29 protein-coding genes are annotated in these 22,703 nt (G+C 33.8%); 25 read left to right on the top strand and 4 right to left on the bottom strand.

Translation table 11 applies throughout. The annotated features are described in order from the left end of the window. Positions 1-2: 2 nt before the first annotated feature. The 21 genes from QZ143_RS07910 to QZ143_RS08010 all read left to right on the top strand — a co-directional run bounded on the left by QZ143_RS07910 (position 3) and on the right by QZ143_RS08010 (position 16,681). Positions 3-395, top strand: a complete 393-nt coding sequence (locus QZ143_RS07910) for a 30S ribosomal protein S11 (protein WP_069574667.1) — start codon at positions 3-5, stop codon at positions 393-395. Between the two features lie 15 nt (positions 396-410). Continuing rightward, positions 411-1,244 carry a DNA-directed RNA polymerase subunit D gene (locus QZ143_RS07915; RefSeq protein ID WP_292609886.1) on the top strand — a complete coding sequence of 278 codons (834 nt, stop codon included), beginning with the start codon at positions 411-413 and terminating at the stop codon, positions 1,242-1,244. Continuing rightward, positions 1,244-1,609 (top strand): 50S ribosomal protein L18e, encoded by a 366-nt coding sequence (locus QZ143_RS07920; RefSeq protein WP_292609887.1) that lies wholly within the window; start codon positions 1,244-1,246, stop codon positions 1,607-1,609. The genes QZ143_RS07915 and QZ143_RS07920 overlap by 1 nt, the downstream gene beginning before the upstream one ends. Positions 1,610-1,622: 13 nt before the next feature. Further along, positions 1,623-2,045 carry a 50S ribosomal protein L13 gene (locus QZ143_RS07925; RefSeq protein WP_292609889.1) on the top strand — a complete coding sequence of 141 codons (423 nt, stop codon included), beginning with the start codon at positions 1,623-1,625 and terminating at the stop codon, positions 2,043-2,045. An 18-nt stretch (positions 2,046-2,063) separates the two neighbouring features. Next, on the top strand, positions 2,064-2,465 hold the full coding sequence (locus QZ143_RS07930; RefSeq protein WP_292609890.1) for a 30S ribosomal protein S9: 402 nt from the start codon (positions 2,064-2,066) through the stop codon (positions 2,463-2,465). Positions 2,466-2,516: 51 nt separating this feature from the next. After that, entirely contained in the window at positions 2,517-2,687 is a 171-nt protein-coding gene (locus QZ143_RS07935; protein ID WP_292609892.1) for a DNA-directed RNA polymerase subunit N, read from the top strand. Positions 2,688-2,753: 66 nt separating this feature from the next. After that, positions 2,754-2,951 carry a DNA-directed RNA polymerase subunit K gene (locus QZ143_RS07940; protein ID WP_292609894.1) on the top strand — a complete coding sequence of 66 codons (198 nt, stop codon included), beginning with the start codon at positions 2,754-2,756 and terminating at the stop codon, positions 2,949-2,951. Positions 2,952-3,085: 134 nt separating this feature from the next. Continuing rightward, the gene (gene eno, locus QZ143_RS07945) at positions 3,086-4,330 is read left to right on the top strand and encodes a phosphopyruvate hydratase (protein ID WP_292882937.1); all 1,245 of its coding nucleotides are present in this window, start codon (positions 3,086-3,088) and stop codon (positions 4,328-4,330) included. Positions 4,331-4,352: 22 nt separating this feature from the next. Beyond that, positions 4,353-4,547 carry a 4Fe-4S binding protein gene (locus QZ143_RS07950; RefSeq protein WP_292609898.1) on the top strand — a complete coding sequence of 65 codons (195 nt, stop codon included), beginning with the start codon at positions 4,353-4,355 and terminating at the stop codon, positions 4,545-4,547. Between the two features lie 18 nt (positions 4,548-4,565). Next, entirely contained in the window at positions 4,566-5,168 is a 603-nt protein-coding gene (gene rpsB / locus QZ143_RS07955) for a 30S ribosomal protein S2 (protein ID WP_292609900.1), read from the top strand. 9 nt (positions 5,169-5,177) lie between these two features. Next, entirely contained in the window at positions 5,178-6,017 is an 840-nt protein-coding gene (gene amrB, locus QZ143_RS07960; RefSeq protein ID WP_292882940.1) for an AmmeMemoRadiSam system protein B, read from the top strand. Positions 6,018-6,026: 9 nt separating this feature from the next. After that, entirely contained in the window at positions 6,027-6,989 is a 963-nt protein-coding gene (gene mvk / locus QZ143_RS07965; RefSeq protein ID WP_292882943.1) for a mevalonate kinase, read from the top strand. A 4-nt stretch (positions 6,990-6,993) separates the two neighbouring features. After that, a complete protein-coding gene (locus QZ143_RS07970) occupies positions 6,994-7,791 on the top strand; it encodes an isopentenyl phosphate kinase (protein WP_292609907.1) in 798 nt (265 codons plus the stop codon). A 3-nt stretch (positions 7,792-7,794) separates the two neighbouring features. Beyond that, positions 7,795-8,841, top strand: a complete 1,047-nt coding sequence (gene fni, locus QZ143_RS07975; protein WP_292609909.1) for a type 2 isopentenyl-diphosphate Delta-isomerase — start codon at positions 7,795-7,797, stop codon at positions 8,839-8,841. Between the two features lie 3 nt (positions 8,842-8,844). Next, positions 8,845-10,188: an RNase J family beta-CASP ribonuclease gene (locus tag QZ143_RS07980; RefSeq protein WP_292609911.1), complete on the top strand. Its 1,344-nt coding sequence runs from the start codon at positions 8,845-8,847 to the stop codon at positions 10,186-10,188. Between the two features lie 13 nt (positions 10,189-10,201). Then, positions 10,202-11,182, top strand: a complete 981-nt coding sequence (gene idsA / locus QZ143_RS07985; protein ID WP_292609913.1) for a short chain isoprenyl diphosphate synthase IdsA — start codon at positions 10,202-10,204, stop codon at positions 11,180-11,182. A 552-nt stretch (positions 11,183-11,734) separates the two neighbouring features. Beyond that, a complete protein-coding gene (locus tag QZ143_RS07990) occupies positions 11,735-12,742 on the top strand; it encodes a molybdopterin-dependent oxidoreductase (RefSeq protein WP_292609915.1) in 1,008 nt (335 codons plus the stop codon). A 12-nt stretch (positions 12,743-12,754) separates the two neighbouring features. After that, positions 12,755-13,894 (top strand): Coenzyme F420 hydrogenase/dehydrogenase, beta subunit C-terminal domain, encoded by a 1,140-nt coding sequence (locus QZ143_RS07995; protein WP_292609917.1) that lies wholly within the window; start codon positions 12,755-12,757, stop codon positions 13,892-13,894. Positions 13,895-13,903: 9 nt separating this feature from the next. After that, positions 13,904-14,308 carry a hydrogenase iron-sulfur subunit gene (locus QZ143_RS08000; protein WP_292609919.1) on the top strand — a complete coding sequence of 135 codons (405 nt, stop codon included), beginning with the start codon at positions 13,904-13,906 and terminating at the stop codon, positions 14,306-14,308. Between the two features lie 463 nt (positions 14,309-14,771). After that, on the top strand, positions 14,772-15,593 hold the full coding sequence (locus QZ143_RS08005) for a nicotianamine synthase family protein (RefSeq protein ID WP_292609922.1): 822 nt from the start codon (positions 14,772-14,774) through the stop codon (positions 15,591-15,593). A gap of 296 nt (positions 15,594-15,889) precedes the next feature. Further along, complete coding sequence (locus QZ143_RS08010) at positions 15,890-16,681, top strand: ADP-ribosylglycohydrolase family protein (protein WP_292882947.1); 792 nt, start codon at positions 15,890-15,892, stop codon at positions 16,679-16,681. A 51-nt stretch (positions 16,682-16,732) separates the two neighbouring features. Here the strand turns inward: QZ143_RS08010 and QZ143_RS08015 are convergent, their stop codons facing one another. Together QZ143_RS08015 and QZ143_RS08020 are read right to left on the bottom strand one after the other, a co-directional pair. After that, on the bottom strand, positions 16,733-16,885 hold the full coding sequence (locus QZ143_RS08015) for a hypothetical protein (protein ID WP_292882952.1): 153 nt from the start codon (positions 16,883-16,885) through the stop codon (positions 16,733-16,735). A gap of 15 nt (positions 16,886-16,900) precedes the next feature. Continuing rightward, positions 16,901-17,677 (bottom strand): helix-turn-helix domain-containing protein, encoded by a 777-nt coding sequence (locus QZ143_RS08020; RefSeq protein WP_292882955.1) that lies wholly within the window; start codon positions 17,675-17,677, stop codon positions 16,901-16,903. Positions 17,678-17,798: 121 nt separating this feature from the next. On the opposite strand from QZ143_RS08020, the gene hcp reads away from it, so the two are divergent. From hcp to QZ143_RS08035, 3 genes are read left to right on the top strand one after another with little or no spacing between them, the layout of a single operon-like run. Continuing rightward, complete coding sequence (gene hcp / locus QZ143_RS08025) at positions 17,799-19,106, top strand: hydroxylamine reductase (RefSeq protein WP_292882958.1); 1,308 nt, start codon at positions 17,799-17,801, stop codon at positions 19,104-19,106. Positions 19,107-19,109: 3 nt separating this feature from the next. After that, positions 19,110-19,439 (top strand): cupin domain-containing protein, encoded by a 330-nt coding sequence (locus tag QZ143_RS08030; protein ID WP_292882961.1) that lies wholly within the window; start codon positions 19,110-19,112, stop codon positions 19,437-19,439. Between the two features lie 41 nt (positions 19,440-19,480). Further along, complete coding sequence (locus QZ143_RS08035) at positions 19,481-19,597, top strand: rubredoxin-like domain-containing protein (RefSeq protein ID WP_292609934.1); 117 nt, start codon at positions 19,481-19,483, stop codon at positions 19,595-19,597. A gap of 6 nt (positions 19,598-19,603) precedes the next feature. Here the strand turns inward: QZ143_RS08035 and QZ143_RS08040 are convergent, their stop codons facing one another. Both QZ143_RS08040 and QZ143_RS08045 read right to left on the bottom strand, forming a co-directional pair. Further along, positions 19,604-20,419: a class I SAM-dependent methyltransferase gene (locus tag QZ143_RS08040; protein ID WP_292882964.1), complete on the bottom strand. Its 816-nt coding sequence runs from the start codon at positions 20,417-20,419 to the stop codon at positions 19,604-19,606. Between the two features lie 2 nt (positions 20,420-20,421). Then, positions 20,422-21,432: an aldo/keto reductase gene (locus QZ143_RS08045; protein WP_292609938.1), complete on the bottom strand. Its 1,011-nt coding sequence runs from the start codon at positions 21,430-21,432 to the stop codon at positions 20,422-20,424. Between the two features lie 99 nt (positions 21,433-21,531). Here QZ143_RS08045 and QZ143_RS08050 point away from each other — a divergent pair. Further along, positions 21,532-22,703 (top strand): glutamate--tRNA ligase (locus tag QZ143_RS08050; RefSeq protein ID WP_292882967.1); only part of this gene is annotated, 1,172 nt, incomplete at its 3' end.

Genomic DNA, 22,703 nt, shown 5'->3' on the forward strand with positions numbered 1-22,703 from the left:
TTATGGCAAAAGATGAAAAATGGGGTATAGCTAATATTTACTCATCATTCAATAACACTATTATTACTGTAACAGATATTACTGGTGCTGAAACTATTTCACAATGGTCCGGTGGAAAAGTTGTTCGTGCAGACAGACAACAAGCTTCACCTTTCGCAGCTATGGCTGCAGCAACCAGAATAGCTGATGATGCTAAAGAAAAAGGATTTGTAGGATTACATATTAAAGTAAGAGCTCCTGGTGGAAATGGACCTAGAAGTCCAGGACCTGGTGCACAAGCTACTATTCGTGCTTTAGCAAGAGCTGGAATTAAAATAGGTAAGATAGAAGATATCACTCCTATTCCTCACGATGGTACTGGAAGACCTGGTGGTAAAAGAGGAAGAAGAGTCTAAGTGGAAGGGTTTAATATGGAGATAGAAATTAAAAGTCAAAGCGATGATGAAATTGTATTCATTGTTCGTGATGCAGAAGTACCATTTATTAATGCTATTAGAAGATGTGCAATGGTTAATGTACCTAAAATAGCTATTGAAGATGTAAACATTGTAAGAAATGATTCTGCTATGTTTAATGAGGTGCTTGCTCATAGACTTGGTTTAACTCCTTTAGTTTCCAATATTGAAGCAATTGAAGGTTTGCCTTTACCTGAAGATGATGGTTGGGAATACAATGAAGAAACTGATTCCTGGGCAGATAATCTTAAAAAAGGTGTTATATTCAAGTTAAATGAAGTTGGACCTAAAGTAGTTTATTCTAAGGATTTAATATCTTCAGACGAAACAATTAAACCAGTATACGATACTATTCCGTTAGTAAAACTCAAAGATGGTGAAGTGCTAGATATTGAAGCTGTTGCAAAAGTAGGATATGGAAAAGAACATGCTAAATGGATGCCTACTACTGTATGTGCATACAAACAGTATCCTGAAATAACCTTTGATGAAGATAAGGAAGTGGATTATGACTGTGCATTGGCATGTCCAAGAGGTGTTTTAAAATCTGATAGGAGATCAAAACATATTAAGATTTTAGACATTGAAAACTGTACTATGTGTAAAAGCTGTGTAAGGGCTTCTTCTAATGGTTATATTAATGTAGGGTATCGTGAAAATGATTTCATATTTAGAATCGAAACTGATGGATCAATGCCTCCTAAAGAAGTTTTATTAAAAGCTTGTGACAAATTAGGTGAAAAAGCAGAAAAATTTATCAGATTTAGTGAAGAAGGAGGAAGTAAATAATGGTTAAGAAAATTATCAAAACTAATCCTAACCTTATTGAACTTATTAATAAACTTAATAAACAATCAAAAAGTGAAGATGCAGCTATTTGGAAAGATGTTGCAGATAAACTTTCTAGGTCTAACAGAAGAACTGCTGAAGTAAATTTATCTGATATTGCAAGATACGCTGAAGCAGGTGAAACTGTTTTAGTACCGGGAAAAGTTTTATCAAATGGTGATTTAACAGAAAAAGTAGATGTAGTAGCATTAAAATTCTCAGCTAAAGCACAAGAAAAAATCGAAAGTGCTGGTGGAGAATGCATCTCAATTGACGAGATAATCGAATCAAATCCTAAAGGATCAAACATTAGGATCATGGAATAAATAGGGTGTTATTATGATTATTGATGGAGAAGGATGCGTTTTAGGAAGATTAGCTAGTGTAACTAGTAAAAATCTTTTAGAAGGCGAAGAAGTAGTAATTCTTAATGCTGAAAAAATTATGTTAACTGGTAATAAAGAATGGGCTTATGCTAAATACAAACAAAGAGTCGACAGGGCAAGTATTTCTAACCCTCGTGACTTAGGTCCTAAATATCCTAGAAGACCAGATGATATATTTAGAAGAACTGTAAGAGGAATGTTACCTTTCAAAAAATCCAAAGGTAAAACCGCATACAAAGGATTAAAAGCTTTTGTTGGTGTACCTGCAGAATATGCAGATGCTGAACTCACTGCAGTTCCTGAAGCAGAATACAAAAATATTAAAAAAGGTATCGAATTAGGAGAAATCTCCAAACTTTTAGGAGCTACCTTTTAGATAAATGGATGTGTGATTATGGTTAAAGTTATTCATACAAGTGGAAAACGTAAAACAGCTATCGCAAGAGGTACTGTTCAAGAAGGAACCGGTAAAGTTAGAATTAACAGAATTCCTTTAGAACTTTATTCTCCAGAGCTTGCTAACTTAAAATTACAAGAACCATTAACTTTAGCTGGAGATTTAGCTAATGAAGTGGATATTAATATCCGTGTTTTTGGTGGAGGAGTAATGGGTCAAGCTGAAGCTGCACGTATGGTTATTGCTAAAGGACTTGTACAATGGTCTCAAGACATGGATTTAAAAGAAAAATTCATTCAATATGACAGAACCATGTTAGTAGGTGACCCAAGACGTTCTGAACCTAAAAAATATGGTGGTCCTGGAGCAAGAGCTCGTAAACAAAAAAGTTACAGATAAATTACTTTTCTGTAATTTTATATTTTATTTAAATTAAAAAAGATGATATAAATGATTCCTATAAGATGTTTAAGTTGTGGAAAACCTGTTTCAGCTTACTTTGATGAATATAATAAAAGAGTAGCTGCAGGTGAAAAGTCAAAAGATGTTTTGGATGACTTAGGTTTAAACAGATACTGTTGCAGAAGAATGTTAATTTCCCATGTAGAAACCTGGGAATAGATTTTTCAGTTCGTAGGGATATTTTTTTAATTAAAAATATAATCTTGGTAAAATATATGCCTAAAAATGGAAGTAATATTCATGGATGTTGAAAAAAAATTAACAAGGTTTGAAAGAGCTAGAATTCTCGGAGCTAGAGCAATTCAAATATCTATGGGAGCCAAACCATTAGTGGATATTAAAGACTCCTTAGATCCTATTGATATAGCTTACGAAGAACTTAAAGCTGGAGTTTTACCATTAGATGTTATTAGAGATGAATAGATATTTTCTATTTCTTCTCATAATTTATTTAAAAAAAATAAAAAATACCAACATAACTCTATAAAGAAACTTACTGATTTTTTAAAGAGTATAGATTATATGGTAATAAATTAAAGGGCACTGAGGTGTTTTTTTTGAATAGTATAATAGAAGATGTCCAAGTTCGTAAGATTTTGGACAGCAGAGGAAACCCTACTGTTGAAGTAGATGTGATTACTTGGAATAGTTCCGGTAGAGCTGCTGCACCAAGTGGAGCAAGTACAGGTTCTAGAGAAGTAGTGTCATTTCCTGAAGGTGGAGTAGATACTGTTGTAAGTGAAATGGAAGATTTCATAGCTTCTGAACTCATTGGTATGGATGCTGAAGATATGGAAACCATTGATGAAGTATTGAAAGAAATTGATGGAACTGATAATTTGTCTGCTATTGGCGGTAATACAACTGTAGCTATTTCTATGGCTGTAGCTAAGGCAGCGGCTTCCTCTTATAACATGCCATTATATAAGTACATCGGTGGAAATTTAGTTAATGAATTACCATTCCCATTGGGAAATATGATGAATGGAGGAGCACATGCAGGAATTAATGCACCTGATATTCAGGAATTCTTGGTTGTTCCTGTCGGAGCTACCAATGTCAGTGATGCAATTTTTGCCAATGCATCCGTTCATAAAAAATTAAAAGAATTAATTCAAATTAAAGATTCAAATTTCACTGGTGGAAAAGGAGATGAAGGAGGATGGGTACCAAACATCACTAATGCTGATGCTTTAGAGATTCAAGCTCAAGCTTGCGAAGAGGTTGGTGATGAATTGGGTATTGAAATTAGACCTTCATTAGATATGGCTGCTTCCGAATTATGGGATGCGGATAAGCAGAAATATGTTTATGCTCAGGATAATATTGAAAGGGATACTGGAGACCAGATTGATTTCGTTAAAGATATTATTGAAACATATAACATGTTTTATGTTGAAGACCCATTTGATGAGTCCGATTTCGATGGATTCGCTCAATTAACAGCAAAAGTAGGTAACAAATGTCTTGTTTGTGGTGATGACTTGTTCGTAACAAACAAGGATATTTTGGCCAAAGGCATTGAAATGAATGCTGCAAACGCTATCATTATAAAACCAAATCAAATAGGTTCATTATCTGAAACTTATGCTACTGTAAAATTAGCAAAGGAAAATGGTATTGTACCTGTTGTTTCCCATAGATCTGGTGAAACTACTGATGAAACCATTGCTCATTTGGCAGTTGGTTTTGCTTCACCAATGATTAAAACTGGGGCTATTGGTGGTGAAAGGATAGCTAAATTAAATGAGCTAATTCGTATCGAAGAAGAACTTCCTAATCCAAAAATGGGGTCATTTTAAGTTAAATTTAGGAGATTATTATATGGCTAAAGTAACTATTGACTATGATAAATGTGATGGTGCAGACTGTGCAGAATGTGCTGATGTTTGTCCTATGGAAGTTTTAGTTCTTGAAGGAGACAAAATAGTAATTGTTGATCCTGAAGAATGTAGTTATTGTGAAGTATGTATGGACGTATGTCCAAATGAATGTGTAAAAATTGAAGATGATGATTAAATATATTGAGGTGTTATTATGGTAAATGATGAACTTTTAATTGATTTAGATAATTATTTAGCAGCAGGTTTACATATCGGAACCCAACAAAAAACAAGCGATATGGAAAAATACATTTTCAGAGTTAGATCTGACGGTTTATATGTATTAGATATTCAAAAAACTGATGAAAGAATCAGACAAATTGCAAAATTATTAGCAAAATACGACCCTGAAGACATTTTAGTAGTGGCTACCCGTCAATACGGTCAAGCTCCTGTTAAAAAATTCGGTGAAATCACTGGTGCAAAAACCATTCCAGGCAGATTCATCCCAGGTACTTTAACTAATCCTAATTATGCAAAATTCATTGAACCAAAAATCATTGTTGTAACTGACCCAAGATCTGATGCACAAGCAGTTTTAGAATCCAAACAAAATGGAATTCCTGTTGTTGCTTTATGTGATACTGAAAACTTACTCAGTTTTGTTGATATTGCTGTACCTGTAAACAACAAAGGTAGAAAAGCTATCGCATTAGTTTACTGGTTACTTGCAAGACAAATTTTAAGAGAAAGAGGAGATCTCCCTGAAGACGGTGACTTGGATATTGATGCAACTGACTTTGAACTTAAATTTTAAGTGAGTTAAATGTTAAGAAAACCTGCTGTTGCTGGAGCTTTTTATCCAGATAATCCAAATGAGCTTAGAAAGCTAATTGAAAGTTGTTTTTTAGAGAGTGGGGAAGTTCCTAATCTCAACACTTTTGAAGGTAATGATTATCCTATTCATGTTATGGTTCCTCATGCAGGTTATCAATATTCTGGTGCAATAGCTGCTAAAGGCTATTGCAAAATAGTTCAAAATGGTTTTCCTGAAGTTTTTATTATTTTGAGTCCTAACCACACAGGTTTTGGTAGTGAAATTTCTGTTTTCAATGAGGGAGAATGGATTACCCCTTTTGGTAATGTTGAAGTTGACAGTGAATTTGCGGATGAAATCATTTCTATATCAGACATAGCATCTGCCGATTTTCATGCTCATCTTCGTGAACACAGTATTGAAGTTCAGCTACCATTTTTACAATATTTCTCTAATGATTTCAAAATAGTTCCGATTACTATGGGTTCTCAAACATTTTCCGCTTCAAGCGATTTGGCCAAATCAATTTTTGAGGCTGGAAATAAGTTGGGTAAATCCTATTGTATTATTGCAAGTACTGATTTGTCTCATTTCAACAATCAGGAAAAAGCAAACAAGGTGGATGGTTTTGTTTTAGATGACATTAGTGAAATGAATGAATTTAAACTTTTTGAAGAGGTTATACAATTCAACATTACCATGTGCGGTTATGGTCCGGTAATGACAGCAATTTCTCTTTCTAAAATGTCTGGAAAGAAAGATTGTGAAATTCTAGGTTATAGAACTAGTGGTGATGTTACCGGAGATTATAGCTCTGTTGTAGGTTATGCTTCAGGCATTTTTAAATAAGGTGTATTTATGATAGCTAAAGCTTCTGCTCCCGCAAAAACTATTTTATTTGGTGAACACTCTGTAGTTTATGGAGAACCTGCTATAGCAGGTGCAGTTAATAAAAGGGCTTATATAACAATTAGAGAATCTAACAATGATCGTTCTGTTTTTAAAGCTCCTGATATAGGTTTTGAAGCTGAATTGTTAACACGTCATAAGAAATACATTTTAACAAAAGGAAAACCAGGTATTATTAGATATATTTTAGAAGCTCTTTACAAAGCTCACGACCACTCTCCAATTGAGATTACATTATCATCAAATGTTCCTATTGGTTCTGGATTGGGATCATCTGCTGCAGTTACTGTAGCTACTCTTGCTGCTTTATATAGGTATCATAATATCCGTTTTGATAAGAAATCTCTTGCTCATGATGCCCATATGGTTGAACAGGCCGTTCAAGGCGTGGCCAGCCCATTGGATACTTTAGTTTCTACATATGGTGGAATTGTTTACTTGTCCAGAAATAAGAAAATCGAACATATCAACGCTAAATTTAATGTTCCATTTGTTGTAGGATACACAACTAAACACGGAAACACAGGAAAGATGGTTAAGGATGTAAAAAATTTAAAAATGAGAAATCCTAAAATCATAAACCCTGTCATTACTGCAATGGGTAATTTAACCAATTATGCTAAACAGGCTATTTTGAAAGGAGATTTTGACAAAGTTGGAGAATTGATGAATATTAATCATGGATTTTTAGATGTTTTAGGTGTTAATACATTGGAATTATCTCGTATGGTTTATAATGCAAGAGAAGCAGGAGCTATCGGTTCTAAAACTACTGGAGCTGGTGGTGGAGGTAGTATTATTGCACTTTGTCCGGGTAAAGTTGATGAAGTTGCACATGCTATTGCTCGTGATGATAATATATTAAAAATCAGATTTACTCGAAAAGGAGTTTCTTCTAGGTTTTATAAGTGATTTTATGATAATTTTAAAAATTGGTGGAAGCATTTTAACCAATAAGGATGCTGTTAGTGAAGTCGACACTAAAAGTCTTAAAAGAATAGCATCTGAGATTAAATCTTCACTTGATAATTCATTCAAGGAATTGATTATTGTTCATGGTGCTGGGTCTTTTGGACATCCGCCTGCTAAAAAATATAAGATTGGCGAAAAATTTGACGAATCCGAGTATCCTCAAAAAAGAATAGGTTTCTGCGAAACTCAAAATGCCGTTAAAAAATTAAATATGTATATCTGTGAAGCTTTCATTGATGAAGGCTTACCTGTAGTAGCAATTCCGGCTTCTAGTTTTATGAGGGCTACTAATAAAAGAATCACTGATGGTAATCTTGATAGCTTTAAAAGATATTTAGAGAAAGGTTTTATTCCTGTTATTTATGGGGATGTTGTCTTGGATGACGAGTTGGAAATTTGTGTTATTTCTGGTGATCAGCTCATTCAGTACTTGGCGAAAAATCTCAACCCTGATATGGTCGTTTTGGGAACTGATGTTGATGGGGTTTACAATAAGAATCCTAAAACACACGATGACGCAATTTTTTTCGATAAATTTTCATCTTTAGATGATTTGGATACTTTAGAAGGAACAACCAATGTTGATGTAACTGGTGGTATGGTTGGAAAAATTAAAGAACTTTTATATTTGGCTGATTTAGGGATTGAATCTAAAATAATAAATGCTGAAGTTGAAGATAATGTTTTCAAAGTTTTGGAAAATGAAAAAGTGAAAGGGACAGTAATTTCAAGGGGAAATTAATATATGATTTCAGATAGAAAATTAGAGCATTTATTAATTTGTGAAAATTATGATGTTGAGTTTAAAAATAAGACTACTGGATTTGAGGACATTGAATTAATTCATAATGTTCTGCCAGAAATTGATAAAAACGAAATTGATTTGTCAACTTCCGTTTTTGGTAAAAAATTAAACTCTCCTTTATTTATGACAGCAATTACTGGGGGACATCCTGCTGCAAAAAATATAAATAAACAGTTAGCAATTGCTGCTGAAAATAATCGTATTGCATTAGGTGTTGGCTCTCAAAGGGCAGCTTGTGAACATCCTGAACTTGCAGACACTTATACTGTTGTAAGGGAAAATGCTCCTGACTGTTTGCTTGTAGGTAATATCGGTGCGCCTCAATTGAATTTGGCTGAAAAGGCAGTGGAAATTTTAGATGCTGATATTTTGGCCATTCATCTCAATCCTCTTCAGGAATCCATTCAACCTGAAGGTGATTTGGATGCAAGGGGATATCTTGATTTGATTAATCAAATCACTGAGTCTGTTGATATTCCAGTTGTTGCAAAAGAAACAGGTTGTGGAATATCTGGAGAATCTGCAAAGGCATTAGTTGATGCAGGTGTGGATTTCATTGATATTGAAGGTGCAGGCGGAACAAGCTGGGCTGCTGTTGAAACATATCGTGCTGAAGATAGATATTTGGGTGAAGTATTTTGGGATTGGGGAATTCCGACTGCCATTAGTACAGTTGAAGTTACTAATGCAGTAAATGTTCCGGTTATTTCATCCGGAGGTATCAGAACAGGTCTTGAAGCTGCTAAAGCTATTGCTCTTGGAGCTGATGCTGTAGGTATGGCTTTACCATTCTTAAAAAATTCAGCATCTCAAGATCAATTAAACAAATTTATTGAAAGGTTCAATGATTCCCTAAGAATTGCCATGTTTTTAGTTGGCGCCAATAACATTGAAGAATTGAAACAATCTAAATTAGTTATTCGCGGAAAAACAAGGGAGTGGCTTAGTGAAAGAGGTATAAACACAAAAAATTATTCAAGGAGATAAAACATGAGCGTAGAAGTTATCGCTATTGGGGGATATCAGGAAGTCGGAAAAAACATGACTGCTGTCAAGATTGGTGAGGATGTAATTATATTTGATATGGGAATACATCTTGACAGAATTAGTATGCACGAAGATACTGATATCGATAGAATGCATAGTTTGGATTTAATTGAAAGGGGAGTTATTCCTGACGATACTTTAATGAAAGATGTTGACGGAAAGGTAAAAGGTATCGTATTTTCCCACGGACATTTAGACCACATTGGTGCAGTTGCCAAATTGGCTCACAGGTATGATGCTCCATTAATAGGAACTCCATATACTGCTGCATTAATCGAAAAACAAATTAAAGGGGAACGTAAGTTTAAGGTAACTAATCCTATCAGACCATTAAATCCTGGAAGTAAATTGAAACTTTCTAAGGATATTACTTTGGAATTTGTTCAATCAACACACAGTATTCCTCAAGCAGTATTTCCAGTTTTACATACTTCGGAAGGAGTTATTGTTTATGCATTGGATTTTAAATTTGATAATCATCAAAAAGTATCTCCACCACCTGATTATAAAAGATTAAGAGAATTGGGTAGAAAAGGAGTGCTTGCTTTAATTGTCGAAACAACTAATGCAAAAAATTATGATGAAGTTAAAACACATTCTGAAAGAATTGCAAGAAATATTCTTGAGGATGTTATGAGAGGGCCGTTGCATGAAAAGACAGGTATGATTGTTACCACATTTTCTTCTCATGTGGAACGTGTCCAAGCAATTGCGGACATTGCTAAAAAAAGTCACAGGGAAATATTTTTCCTTGGAAGATCCATGGAACGTTTCTGTGGCATTGCACAAAAATTAGGTATTTTAAAATTGCCGAATAATGCAAGTATATATGGTTCTCCAAAAGCGGTCAATAAAGCTTTAATGAAGGCTGATGAGGATAGGGCAAATTATCTGCTTGTTACAACAGGACACCAAGGTGAACCTGATGCATTGCTTCCAAGAATTGCAAATAGTAGAACTCCATTTAACATTAAAAAAGGAGACAATATTATTATTTCAGCACCTATCATTCCAAATCCAACAAATGCTGCAAATAGGCATATCATGGAAAGGAGATTGAAATTAAAAGGTGCAAGAATTTATCCTAATGCTCACGTTTCTGGTCACGCTGGAAGGGAAGATCACAGAGAATTTTTGCGTATGCTTAAACCACAACATATCATTCCAGCACACGGAGATTTATCAATGCTTGCAGCATATGCTGAACTTGCTGAGGAAGAAGGTTACAGAATTGGTTATGATATTCATATCTTGAGAAATGCTCAAGCACAAGTTTTTAAAAGTTAAGTGAGGGATTTAAATGAGTGATGTAAAAGAAGTACTCGGAAGTTATTCTACAGATATTACAAAAACAATTGAAGAAGAATTATCTACAATTACTCCAGATAATCTTGGAGAGGCTTCAGTTTACTTAACAAGAGCTGGCGGTAAAATGCTTAGACCTGCTTTAACATTAATTACTGCTGAAGCTGTTGGTGGAAATCGTGAAAGTGCTTTAAAGTCTGCTGCTGCTATTGAACTCATTCATACATTTTCACTTATTCATGATGATATCATGGATGATGATGATATGAGAAGAGGAATGCCTTCAGTACATAAGGTATGGGGTGAAGACGTAGCTATTCTCGCAGGAGATACATTGTTTTCAAAAGCATTTGAAATAATTGTTTGTTCTAAAGGCACTACTTCCGAACAGAATAACAAGTCATTGGCTACCGTTGCTGATGCATGTGTTAAAATCTGTGAAGGTCAAGCATTGGACATGGGATTTGAAGAAAGATTCGATGTTAATGAAGATGAATACATGGAAATGATTTTCAAAAAAACCGGTGCTTTAATTGCTGCTGCCACTAAAGCTGGAGCTATTATGGGTGGAGCAAATGATGAAGTCATTGATGCTATGTATGAATATGGAAGATTGATTGGTCTTGCTTTCCAAATCCAGGATGATTATCTTGATTTGGCATCTGATGAAGAAACATTAGGTAAACCAATCGGTTCCGATATAGGCAAAGGTAAAATGACCATCATCGCAATCAAAGGTTTGGCCAGTGATGATTCAGGAAGGTTGCTTGAAATCTTAAAAGATGAAAATAATTCTCAAGATGAGATAGATGAAGCAATTGAAATTTTAACAAATTGTGGAGCTATTGAATATGCTCGCAATTTGGCACAAGAATCTGTTGTTAAAGCTAAAGAAGTACTCGAAATATTGGATGATTCTTCATCTAAACAGGTACTTGAAAACATTGCAGATTTTGTTCTTGAGAGAAGTGCATAATTTCTCTCATATTTATTTTTTATATTTTGTTATATTTTTTGTGAATTTTTCAGAAATTCTGTAAAAAATAGATGATATTTGATTTTCTTTCAGTTGTATTAATTTTCGATTTTTTATTAATATTTATAATTATTAATCATGACTATTAACTTTTTTGCTTTTTTTAAGCATTGACGTTATTTTCTTTAATAATAAATTATATTTTGATTATATTTAATTTAAGACATTTATTTTTTGTTTTTTATTTTTTTAAATTTAAATAACTTGTTATTTATATTTTAACGGATTTATATCTCTCAGATATTATGAAAAGATTTATATACTATATTAATAAATCTATTATTGGATTATTTGATTAACTAATTTAATTGAATAATTTTGAATAATTGTATTAATAAAATAGTTAAATAAGTAGTAGAAAATTTTATTCGTATACATTTGAACAAAATTTTTATTTTAAGTTATATATTTTATTCGTATACATTTGAACAAAATTTATATTGGGGGAATTTCTAATACTTTTTTTTAGCTGATTTTTTTTGGTGATATGATATGTTGGAGATTAAGCACACATTATGTCCTTCATGTAGTGTAGGTTGTGGCATTAATGTTGTTTTGAATGATGGAGAAATTGTGGGAACTTTTCCTTATAAAAGACATCCTGTAAATGCAGGTAAAAATTGTTTAAATGGAAGAAATTCCATTGATTGTTATAAAAACAAGTTTGGTGATGTTGATGCTGATGCTTTAATTGCAGATGTTTCAAAAGAATTAAGCTCAGCTTCTGATGTCACTGTAATTTGTTCTGGTAACAGTGGTGTAGGTGAAATTGAAGCAATAAAAGAATTTGCAGAATCTAAAGGATATAATATTGGATTTTATGCAGATAACCTGAAAAATTATGATGAAGTTGCTTCTTATGATGATGTTGAAAATGCAGAAAAGATTTTTGTAATCGGCGATTTATTATACGAAAATCCTTTGATCGGAAGAAGAATTGTCCATGCAAAACAAAATGGTGCAAAAATATTCGCATTTGTAAATGCTGAAGCTTCAGTGACTTTCAACATTGCAGATGAATGTTTCAATGATTCTGTAGCAGAATTTTTGGACGCTGCTAAAGATAACATCGATGAATCATCAGTATTGATATTCAATCAAATTGATACTTCTGATGATTTGGATAAAATTGATGCACTAGGCTGTAAATTGTTACCAGTATTCAGTAAATCCAATTCTAAAGGTGCTTTAAGCTTATTAGAACCTAAATCTAAAGATGAAATGTTTGAACTATTGGATAATACTAAAGTTCTTTTAGTATTCAACGATGACATTGCTGATGAATTGGAATATGATTTTTCAAAAATATCAAAGATTATCAGCTTTGCTCCATGTGAAAGCAAGACCACTGAAATTTCAGACATTGTCGTTCCTATTAAAACATGGCTTGAAAAAGATGGATCATTTGTAAATGCAATGGGTGAAACCCAATCTTTCAATGCTGCAATTGAATCTGATGTTTTAAGTGAAATTGAGGTAATTGAAAAATTAAATGGATAATCGGGTGATTATATGAGTTATGTTTTAGCAAAATCTCAAAATGAAGATATTCATAAAGCAGGCGAATGTGGAGGGGCTGTAACCAGCATTCTTAAATATTTGCTTGATGAAGAAATTGTCGATGGAGTTTTAGCGATAAGTCCTTGTGATGATGTTTATGACGGAGTACCAACTTTCGTAACAAATTCAGAAGATTTGATGAAAACTGCAGGTTCCTATCACTGCGCTCCTACAATGATTGGTGACCTTGTTCAAAAGTACCTGTTTGATAAGAAAGTAGCAGTAACAGCAAAACCTTGTGATATGAGAGCTATCGAAGAGCTCATTATAAGACATAAAATCAATAAGGACAATATTTATGTCATTGGTTTAAACTGTGGTGGAACTGTTCCTCCTGTAGCAGGAAGAAAAATGATTGACTTGTTCTATGAAGCAGATCCTGATGATGTTGTAAGTGAAGAAATTGATAAAGGACAGTTCATCATCGAACTTGCAGACGGTTCCGAAGAAGCTGTAAAAATCCACGACCTTGAAAATGAAGGATACGGTCGTCGTACCAACTGTCAAAGATGTGATGTAAAAATCCCAAGAAAAGCAAACATCGCTTGTGGAAACTGGGGTGCCGAAGACGGTTGGACATTCATTGAAATCAATGATGAAAAAGGCCAAGAAATGATTGACGGTGCAAAAAAAGCAGGAATTTTAGAAACTAAAAATCCAGCTGACCCTGCTGTAGAAGGCAGGAAAAAAGTTGAAGGCATCATGATTAAAATGGCTAATAAAATCCAAGATAAGATGTATCCGACTGTTAATGAAATGGATGATTGGAATCGTTGCATTAGCTGTTATGCTTGTCGTGATGTTTGTCCGATTTGCTGGTGTTATGAAAACTGTGAATTGAATAAACCGTTCTTTAAAGATGACCAGAATGTTCCTCCAACACCAATTGCATTCCAAGGTGTAAGACTATCCCACATGAGTTTCAGTTGTGTGGATTGCGGACAATGTGATGACGTATGTCCAATGGACATTCCTGTTTCATTAATCTTTGACAAATTGCAGAAAAAATACTACAATAGAACTGGCTATGTTGCTGGAGTTTCAGATGATGTAAAACCTCCATTATACAGTCCAGAAAAAACCGAATTATGAGGTGATTAGATGTCTGATGATTTAAAAATAGTAGGTTTATTATGTAACTGGTGTTGTTATGGTGGGGCAGATACTGCTGGAACCGCACGTATGCAATACCCATCAAATGTTAGAATCATTCGTGTAATGTGTTCTGGAAGGATTAGTCCTTCAATGATTTTCAAAGCATTCCAGGAAGGTGCGGATGGAGTATTTGTAGGAGGATGCCATATTGGGGATTGCCACTATGACGCAGGTAACTACAAATGGTCCAGAAGATCAAAAATCGTAGAAGATATTCTTGAAGAGTTCGGAATTGAAAAAGAAAGATTTAGACATGAATGGATTTCAGCTTCCGAAGGTGAAAAATTCAAAACAACCATGGAAGAATTCCATAAAACTCTTTCAAAGTTAGGTCCGCTAGAATTGGAATAAGTTTAAAATGATTGATTATAGAGTCAGTGAATAGCTAAAACAATAGCTATTTCCACTCCACTTTTTTTTAATTGTTTTTCTAAGATTAGTAAGAGATTACTGATGTTAGAAAAATAGTTAAAAAAAGAATATTTTTGATTATTTTTCATGTTGATTATCTTGTATTGATATAAATTCATCATTAGCCGAGTAATATTGGTTGTTAGCATAACCAGTCAATTTTACTTTATTTTCTCTATCAATATGAAATAATTAATAAAAAAGAGATTTATATTTTATATGGGTTTCTTTAACTGTCTACAATAGCTATTAAAGTATTCTCCTTCAAATCTTTAATAGCTATTTTTCAATTTTTTCATTAAAAGTATTACTATTTTTCTTAATTATTCAAATTGTTATTACTTTAATTAAATTTATATTTATAAAATACATAATGTGAAATAAAGCATTAGGAGTTTTTTCGATGAGTTGTTATAAATATTGGGGTAAACTTGAAGAAATTGCCAATAAATTATCCAGTTATGGTGATTTGGATAAATATGGTGATTCCGCTCTAGATGATATAAATATTGATGAAATCATTGAGATATTGGATGATGTGGAAATCATTGCACATGATAAGACAATAGATTTTGATTCCGCAAAGCACATTCTTGATGATGAAAAGATGAACAAGGCATTAAAATTGATTAGAAAATTTTATGTTTATGTTGGGGCAAGGCTTGAAACAGAGAATGCACAAAAAATTTTGGAATCCGATAATCCTACAGAGACTCTTGATTCATTCCATTTTTATGACAGGTATATCGGTTTGATTGAAAATGAAAGTCAATTGGCTAAATTCAATGAAGATAAAACATTTGTTTTTTTAGGGTCAGGTCCACTTCCATTAACCTTAATCATGTTTAATAAGGTATTTGGATGCAAATGTATTGGTATTGAACAGATGGAAAATGTTGCAGAGCTTTCAAGAAAAGTTTTGAAAAGACTGGAACTTGATGAGGATATTGAGATAGTTGTTGGTGATGAAAAAGTCATTGAAGACTTGGATTATGATATCCTGATGGTTGCAGCACTTGCTGAGCCAAAAGATAGAGTTTTTGCAAATATTTGGGAGTATGTTGATGAAAAAACACCTGTCATCTATAGAACCTATACTGGAATGAGGGCAATTTTGTATGCTCCTGTTTTGGATAAGGATACAAGGGGTTTTCATAAGGAAGTAATGGTTCTTCCAACCGGCAATACCAATAATACCTCTGTTTTAATCAGAAAAATAATTTAATTTTTTCATGATTCCAGATTGCTCTGGAATCATTCACGACCTTTTTTTTTGAAATTTCTATTTTTTTAAGTAACAATGGGTATGAATCTATCACTGAAGCGATTTATGAATATTGATAGAAATTTCTGTGTTTTTGATAATAACTTGTATTATCAAATATAATAATGTCACAACTATTATATATCTTTTTTTATTTAAAATTGGAGCAATTTTACTCATTTACGACAATTTTACTAAATTAAATCAATTTAAATATATGTCAATCTATATTAATTACATTATCAAAATATAAATTCATGAAAGGAATTATTGGAGCAATAACAGGAGATGTTATCGGTTCAACTCGAGAATTTTACCCAATCAAAACCAAAGATTTTGAATTATTTACTCCTTATTCAAGAGTTACTGATGATAGTATATTGACACTGGCCGTTGCCAATTGGCTGTGTGAAGATAAAAACTCACAAGATGTTTTAATTAAAAATTTACAATATTTCGGGAATAGATATCCTGATGCAGGTTACGGTTCAAGTTTCGGAGGATGGCTGGTTCAGGAATCACCTAAACCTTATGACAGTTGGGCTAATGGTTCTGCAATGAGGGTATCTCCATGTGCATGGGTTGCTGAGTCATTGGAAGAGGCAAATGATTTGGCATATGAATCCGCAATCGTATCACATGATCATCCTGAAGGTATTAAAGGTGCCCTTTCAACTGCAGATGCAATTTATCTTGCAAGGACAGGCGCAAGTAAGGATGAAATTAGAAATCATATTGAAAAGGAATATGCTTATGATTTAAATCGTGGCGTTGATGAAATAAGGCCTGATTATTCATTTGATGTTTCCTGTGCCGGAAGTGTTCCTGAAGCTATAATCTGTTTTTTGGATGCAAAAGACTTTGAAGATGCAATTAGAAATGCTGTGTCTTTAGGTGGGGATGCAGATACTCAAGCGGCAATTGCAGGCAGCATCGCATCTGCATATTGGGGTGTTCCACAAAGAATATGTGAGCAAACTATTGGATATTTGGATGATTTCTTATTGGATGCCTTTAATAGATTTGAAGCCATGATAATAGAAAAATAAACGAAATCGTAATTGGGCGATATTATATCATATAAAAAGATAATGATTTTTTCAATACTTCTTGGCAATATTGTCAATGTCTGCTGTAAGCGCAGCCGATAACAGCACTGCTGATGTTGTAAATATTGATGATTCTAAATTTAGTATTGAAAATACACGGGAAGATTCATTGAACGAAGAAATACTTAATTTTACTAAAAACATAGTGTTTTTATTATTTTATTTTTTTTGTTTTCTTTTGATTTTTTCTAGTTGATTCATAAACCTTTCATCATAGTTTCTTGCAACGTCTTCGTATTTGTTCCAGATTCCAATTGCAGTTTCGGGAATTACTTCACGTTTATCTTCTGAAAATTTGGTGTAGGTATGCATCATCTCTTTTGAATCGGAAATCAGCACTTTTACAAAGGGAATATCTGCTTTTTGAATGTTGATGTCGGCATCTTTAAACATTTTAATAATGTCAATTTCCTCATTGTTGATGTAACATGTCGGTGAAGCTAGTATATTCACTTTCAAGCTACGTCTTTTCTTAAATGCCTTAATTAGTGCTTCACCTTCACCTTCAAAGAGAAATCCTATTCTCATGTTGACAGTATTTTTTGCTCTTTTTATGATTTCCACTTCCTGGTTGATGATTTTTTCAACGCTGTATATTCTCCATATTGGGGCTTGAACTTGACTCATTCCGTTTTCATATATGTTGGTTAGTCGTGTTATTGTATCATCAATTTGTGAGTCAATTTTTTCTTTTTCACGGCTCAGCACTTCGACTGGAGATTTAACATTATAGGTCAATGGTCTTCCATCTTCAACATCAATGAAATTTTTCTTGATTAATCCTTTCAATACATCATATATTTTACTGCGAGGAATGCCTGATTTTTCAGCCACTTCACTCGCTGTCGATGAAATTAATGATGTGAGTGTTAAATATGCTTGAGCCTCATACATTGTAAGTCCTAATCCTTTTAAAACAGATATATTCTCGTCCATAATTTTATTATTTTTTTCATGCTATATATTTATTACTACTTTTTACCCTTGAATAGTGACAAAATCTTTATATATTCTTCAATGGAAACTATTATTAACAAATAAAAATGAGGTTATTATTATGGCAGATGGATTAGATATGTTTTGTTATCAATGTTCCCAGACCGCTAAAGGTACTGGTTGTACAGTAAGTGGAGTTTGTGGTAAAAAACCAACAGTTGCAAGACTTCAAGATAATTTAATATTTACAATGAAAGGAATTAGTGCATACAACTACAATGCAAACGTTTTAGGTGCATACGATAAAGAAATTGATGCATTTTTAACCAAAGGATTATACACAACATTAACTAATGTCAACTTTGATGTAAATGATCTTGTGGCACTTGCATTGGAAGCTGGTGAAAAAAGCGTAGCTGTAATGAGATTATTAAAAGATGCTCACATTGCTGCTTACGGTGAACCACAACCTGTAGAAGTTAAAGTGGGTGCACAGGAAGGACCTGCAATTATTGTAACCGGTCACGACCTAAAAGCACTTGAAGAATTATTGAAACAGGTGGAAGGAACTGACATTAAAGTTTACACTCACTCTGAAATGTTGCCTGCTCATGGATATCCTGGACTCAACAAATACGAAAACTTAGCAGGTCAATTAGGTGGTGCATGGCACGATCAAAGAACAGTCTTTAAAAAATACAATGCAGCTATTGTTGGAACAAGTAACTGTGTATTGCCTGCACTTGATGCATACAAAGAAAGAATGTTCACCATGGATGTAGCAAAACTTGAGGGAGTAAAAACCATTGATGATTATGACTTTTCAGAAGTAATCGAATGTGCTAAATCTTTAGGATCTTTAGAACCTGAAGAATTAACCACTATCACTACCGGTTGGAGTGCAGGAGCTATTGTGGAACATGCTGATGCAATCAAAAAATTAGTTGAAGAAGGTAAAATCAGAAGATTCTTTGTTGTTGGTGGATGTGATAAAGCAGCAAAACATAATGACTACTACAGGGAATTCGTACAAAACTTGCCTGAAGATACTGTTATTTTAACTTTAGCATGCGGTAAATATAAATTCAATGACCTTGATTTAGGAGACATTGAAGGAATTCCAAGACTCTTGGATGTGGGTCAATGTAACGATACTATTGTTGCTGTTGATGTTGCACTTGCATTATGCGAATTGTTTGACATGGAATTAAACGAATTGCCTTTAACAATTGTGCTCAGTTGGATGGAACAAAAAGCTGCAGCTGTGCTTTGGGCGTTGTTATACTTAGGAAAAACCGATATGTGGATTGGACCTGTACTTCCTGCATGGTGTAATGATGACATTCTCAATGTATTGGTTGGAAATTACAACTTGACTCCAACATCAGGAGATGCAATTGCAGATATTAAAACAATTATGGGGGAATAACTTATGAGTGAGGATATTAAAGCGAAAGCTTTAGATATCCAATCCTTATTGGATTATCAATCAGATAGTGTAGTAAGCCGAGAAGTAATCAAGAAAGAGCTTGGAACAGTAACATTCTTTGCCTTTGATCAAGGTCAAGGATTGTCTGAACATTCCGCTCCTTTTGATGCGATGGTTCAAATAATAGATGGTGAAGCGGAAATTACAATTTCTGGTGTCAAACATACTGTTAAAGCAGGTGAAATCATTATCATGCCTGCTAATGAACCACATGCACTACAGGCAGAAAACAGTCCATATAAAATGATTTTAACCATGATTAAGAGCGATTAGTTTCATTTTATTATTTTTTTTAAAATATTATAGGTGATGGAATGGCATGGAGATGTAAAGTTTGTGATTATGTGTATGAAGGCGATGAATTGCCTGAGGACTACGTTTGCCCATTATGTGATGTGGGTCCAGAATATTTTGAAGAAATTAATGAATAATTTCTTTTAACTTTTTTTCCACCAAATCATTATCCAATCGGCTTTGTCCTTGACGTTATAATATTTTTTTGATTTTTTATCATAACTTAGAATTCTTTTTAAATAATCTTTCAACAGCTCTTTTTCTTCATCGCTGTAAATGTCCAGTCTGAACTTTCCGTTGTCCATGGCGTCTTCAATGCTGTCATATTCACGGTAGTTGTTCAAGTCAAATCTTTCGATATTTGCATAGATTCCCATATTGAACAGTATGTTGAAGAAATAATTGTAGTCAGGAAAATCTTCGGTTTTTATTCCAAGCTCTCGGTCAAAATCCTTTTCGATTTTCTTGTTTTCAGGTCCGAAAATGGTTATGAAAACATATTTACTGGCAATTTTATCTAATTCCATCAATACTTCTTCTATGGGTATTATTCCATTCAAGGACCTTGAGCAGACCACTACATCAACATCCCCAATTTCTGAGTATTTTATCTCTTCTATAGGTTTTAAAATAGTCTTGATATTTTTGATGTCATTGTCTTTAGCTCTTTTTTCCAGATATTCCAGCATTTTTGGGGATGAATCAAGTCCAATAACACTTTTAACCTTACGGGCTAAAGGAACTGTAACTGATCCCTCACCGCAGCCGACATCCAATACTGTATAGTTTTCATCTAAAATTAATTTATCAAACAGTGCATCGTTATAGTCTTCTTTTTTGGTACGCCTATAAAATCCTGGAGCTGCCTTATCCCAATCTTTATCAATTTTATTTGCCAGTTTTTCAGCCCAGAATCTGGCCCAGTCTAATTCATTTGGGTTTTCAATACACTGTTTCATATTCACACCTTTGTTTTTCCGGTTAAGATATTTTTGTAGTCTTCATAGTTTTCTTTAAGAATTCTTGGGATATCCAATTCATATGGGCATTTGTCAACACATGCATAGCATTCTATGCAGTTTTCTGTTTGAGCCATTGTTTTTTGCCATTCTTCAGTTAAATGGGGTTCTGTCGGAAATCTCCTAACCCAAAGTGACATTCTGGCACATATGCTGATTTTAATTTCTTCAGGACATGGCATGCAGTAGCCGCATCCTCTGCAAAAGTCCTCGCCCAATTCCTTTTTGTCATTTTCGATTGTTGATTTCAATTCATCATCTAAGACAGTGGTGCTGTCATAGGACAGGAATTCATCAAGCTCGGAAATCTTTTGAACTCCCCAAATAGGCAATACGTTGTCAAACTGATTTAAAAATGCAAAACTCGCTTTTGAATTTGTAATCAATCCTCCACCCATTGCTTTCATTGCAATAAATCCAACATCAAACTTTTTACATTTCTCCACCAATTCTATCTCTTCCTCTCCGCTTAAGTATGAAAATGGATATTGTAGAGTTTCATAAAGTCCGCTTTCAATGGCTTCATGGGCAAATGTAATTTTATGGGTTGTAATTCCAATATGTCTGATCATTCCTTTTTCTTTCGCTTCAAGCATTGCTTTAAATAATTCATCATCTTTTTTAGGAACAAATGAAATGTTGTGGAATTGATATAAATCCAAGTAATCTGTCTTTAAGCTTTTAAGTGAAGTTTCCAAATCGCTCCAAAACACTTCTGGTGTTTCAGCTGCAGTTTTGCTTGCAATATAAATCTTTTCACGAGGTATATCTTTAAAAGCATTTCCCATTTTTTCTTCACTGTCAGTGTAAAAATGGGCTGTATCATAAAAATCAATCCCATTGTCATATGCTTTTTTAAGTATTTCAACCGCTTCCTGCATTGTGCATCTTTGGATTGGAAGGGCACCAAATCCATTTTTATTTACTTCGAGATTAGTTTTTCCAAGCCTCATACTATCTTAACCCAATTTAATTCTTAATCTTTATATATCTTCAATAAGATAAATAATATTGCTTATTTTTATAATCGAATTATTAATTGTGATGATTAAATGAATGATTTAGAAGAAATTATCTATAAACATGCTTTGCTTAATGCAGCCAAACATAAGGGCTCTGCAAATCCTGGGGCAGTTATGGGTTCCATCATGGCAAATGAACCTGAGCTAAGAAGCAAAGCAAAAGAAATTGGTCCGATGTCTGGTAAAATTGTAGCGAAAGTAAATGCTTTGTCTCCAGAAGAGCAAGCAAGCGAAATGGAAAAATTAGGTGTAGAAGTTCAAGACAAAAAACCTAAAGCTAAAGAAGTCGGACTTCAGGAACTTCCAGGAACTCATGAAAATATTGTTTTACGTTTTGCTCCAAATCCAAGTGGTCCGCTACATATTGGACACTCCCGTGCAGCAGTTCCAAATGCAGAATACGTAAAAAGACATAATGGGAAATTGATTTTAAGGATTGAAGATACAGATCCAAAAAGAGTATATGAACCTGCTTATGAAATGATTCCTGAGGACTTGGAATGGTTGGGAATCAATCCTGATGAGGTTATTTATCAATCCGACAGATTTGAAACATATTATGATTATGCTCGTCAGTTAATAGAAAATGGTGCGGCTTATATGTGTACCTGTGACGGCGCTGATTTCAAAGAGCTTAAAGACAACTGTAAAGCATGCCCGTGCAGGGACAATAGTGTTGAAGAAAATCTTGCATTGTGGGAAAAATTTGACACTATGGATGCGGGTGAAGCAGTACTTAGAGTAAAAACCGATATTGCTCATAAAAATCCTGCAATTCGTGATTGGGTAGCTATGAGATTGGTTGATGAAACCCATCCTCGTTTAGGCAATAAATACAGAATCTATCCTATGATGAATTTCTCTGTTGCAGTGGATGACCATTTGATGGGATTGACTCATGTTTTAAGAGGAAAAGACCACCTTGCAAATACTGAAAAACAAAAATATCTATATGACCATATGGGATGGGATGTGCCTGAGTACATACACTACGGTAGACTTAAAATGGAAGATATTGCACTAAGCACTTCCAAAGCAATGGCAGGAATCGAAGATGGAACCTACAGTGGATGGGATGATCCAAGACTTGGAACTTTAAGAGCTATTGCAAGAAGGGGAATCGACCCAAGAACCATTTATAATTTGATAACTGAAATTGGCGTTAAAATGGCTGATTCAGCTATTAGCTGGAAGAAGATTTA

Origin of the sequence: Methanobrevibacter sp. UBA188 (genome assembly GCF_905234905.1) — an archaeon.
Classification (GTDB): Archaea; Methanobacteriota; Methanobacteria; order Methanobacteriales; family Methanobacteriaceae; genus Methanocatella.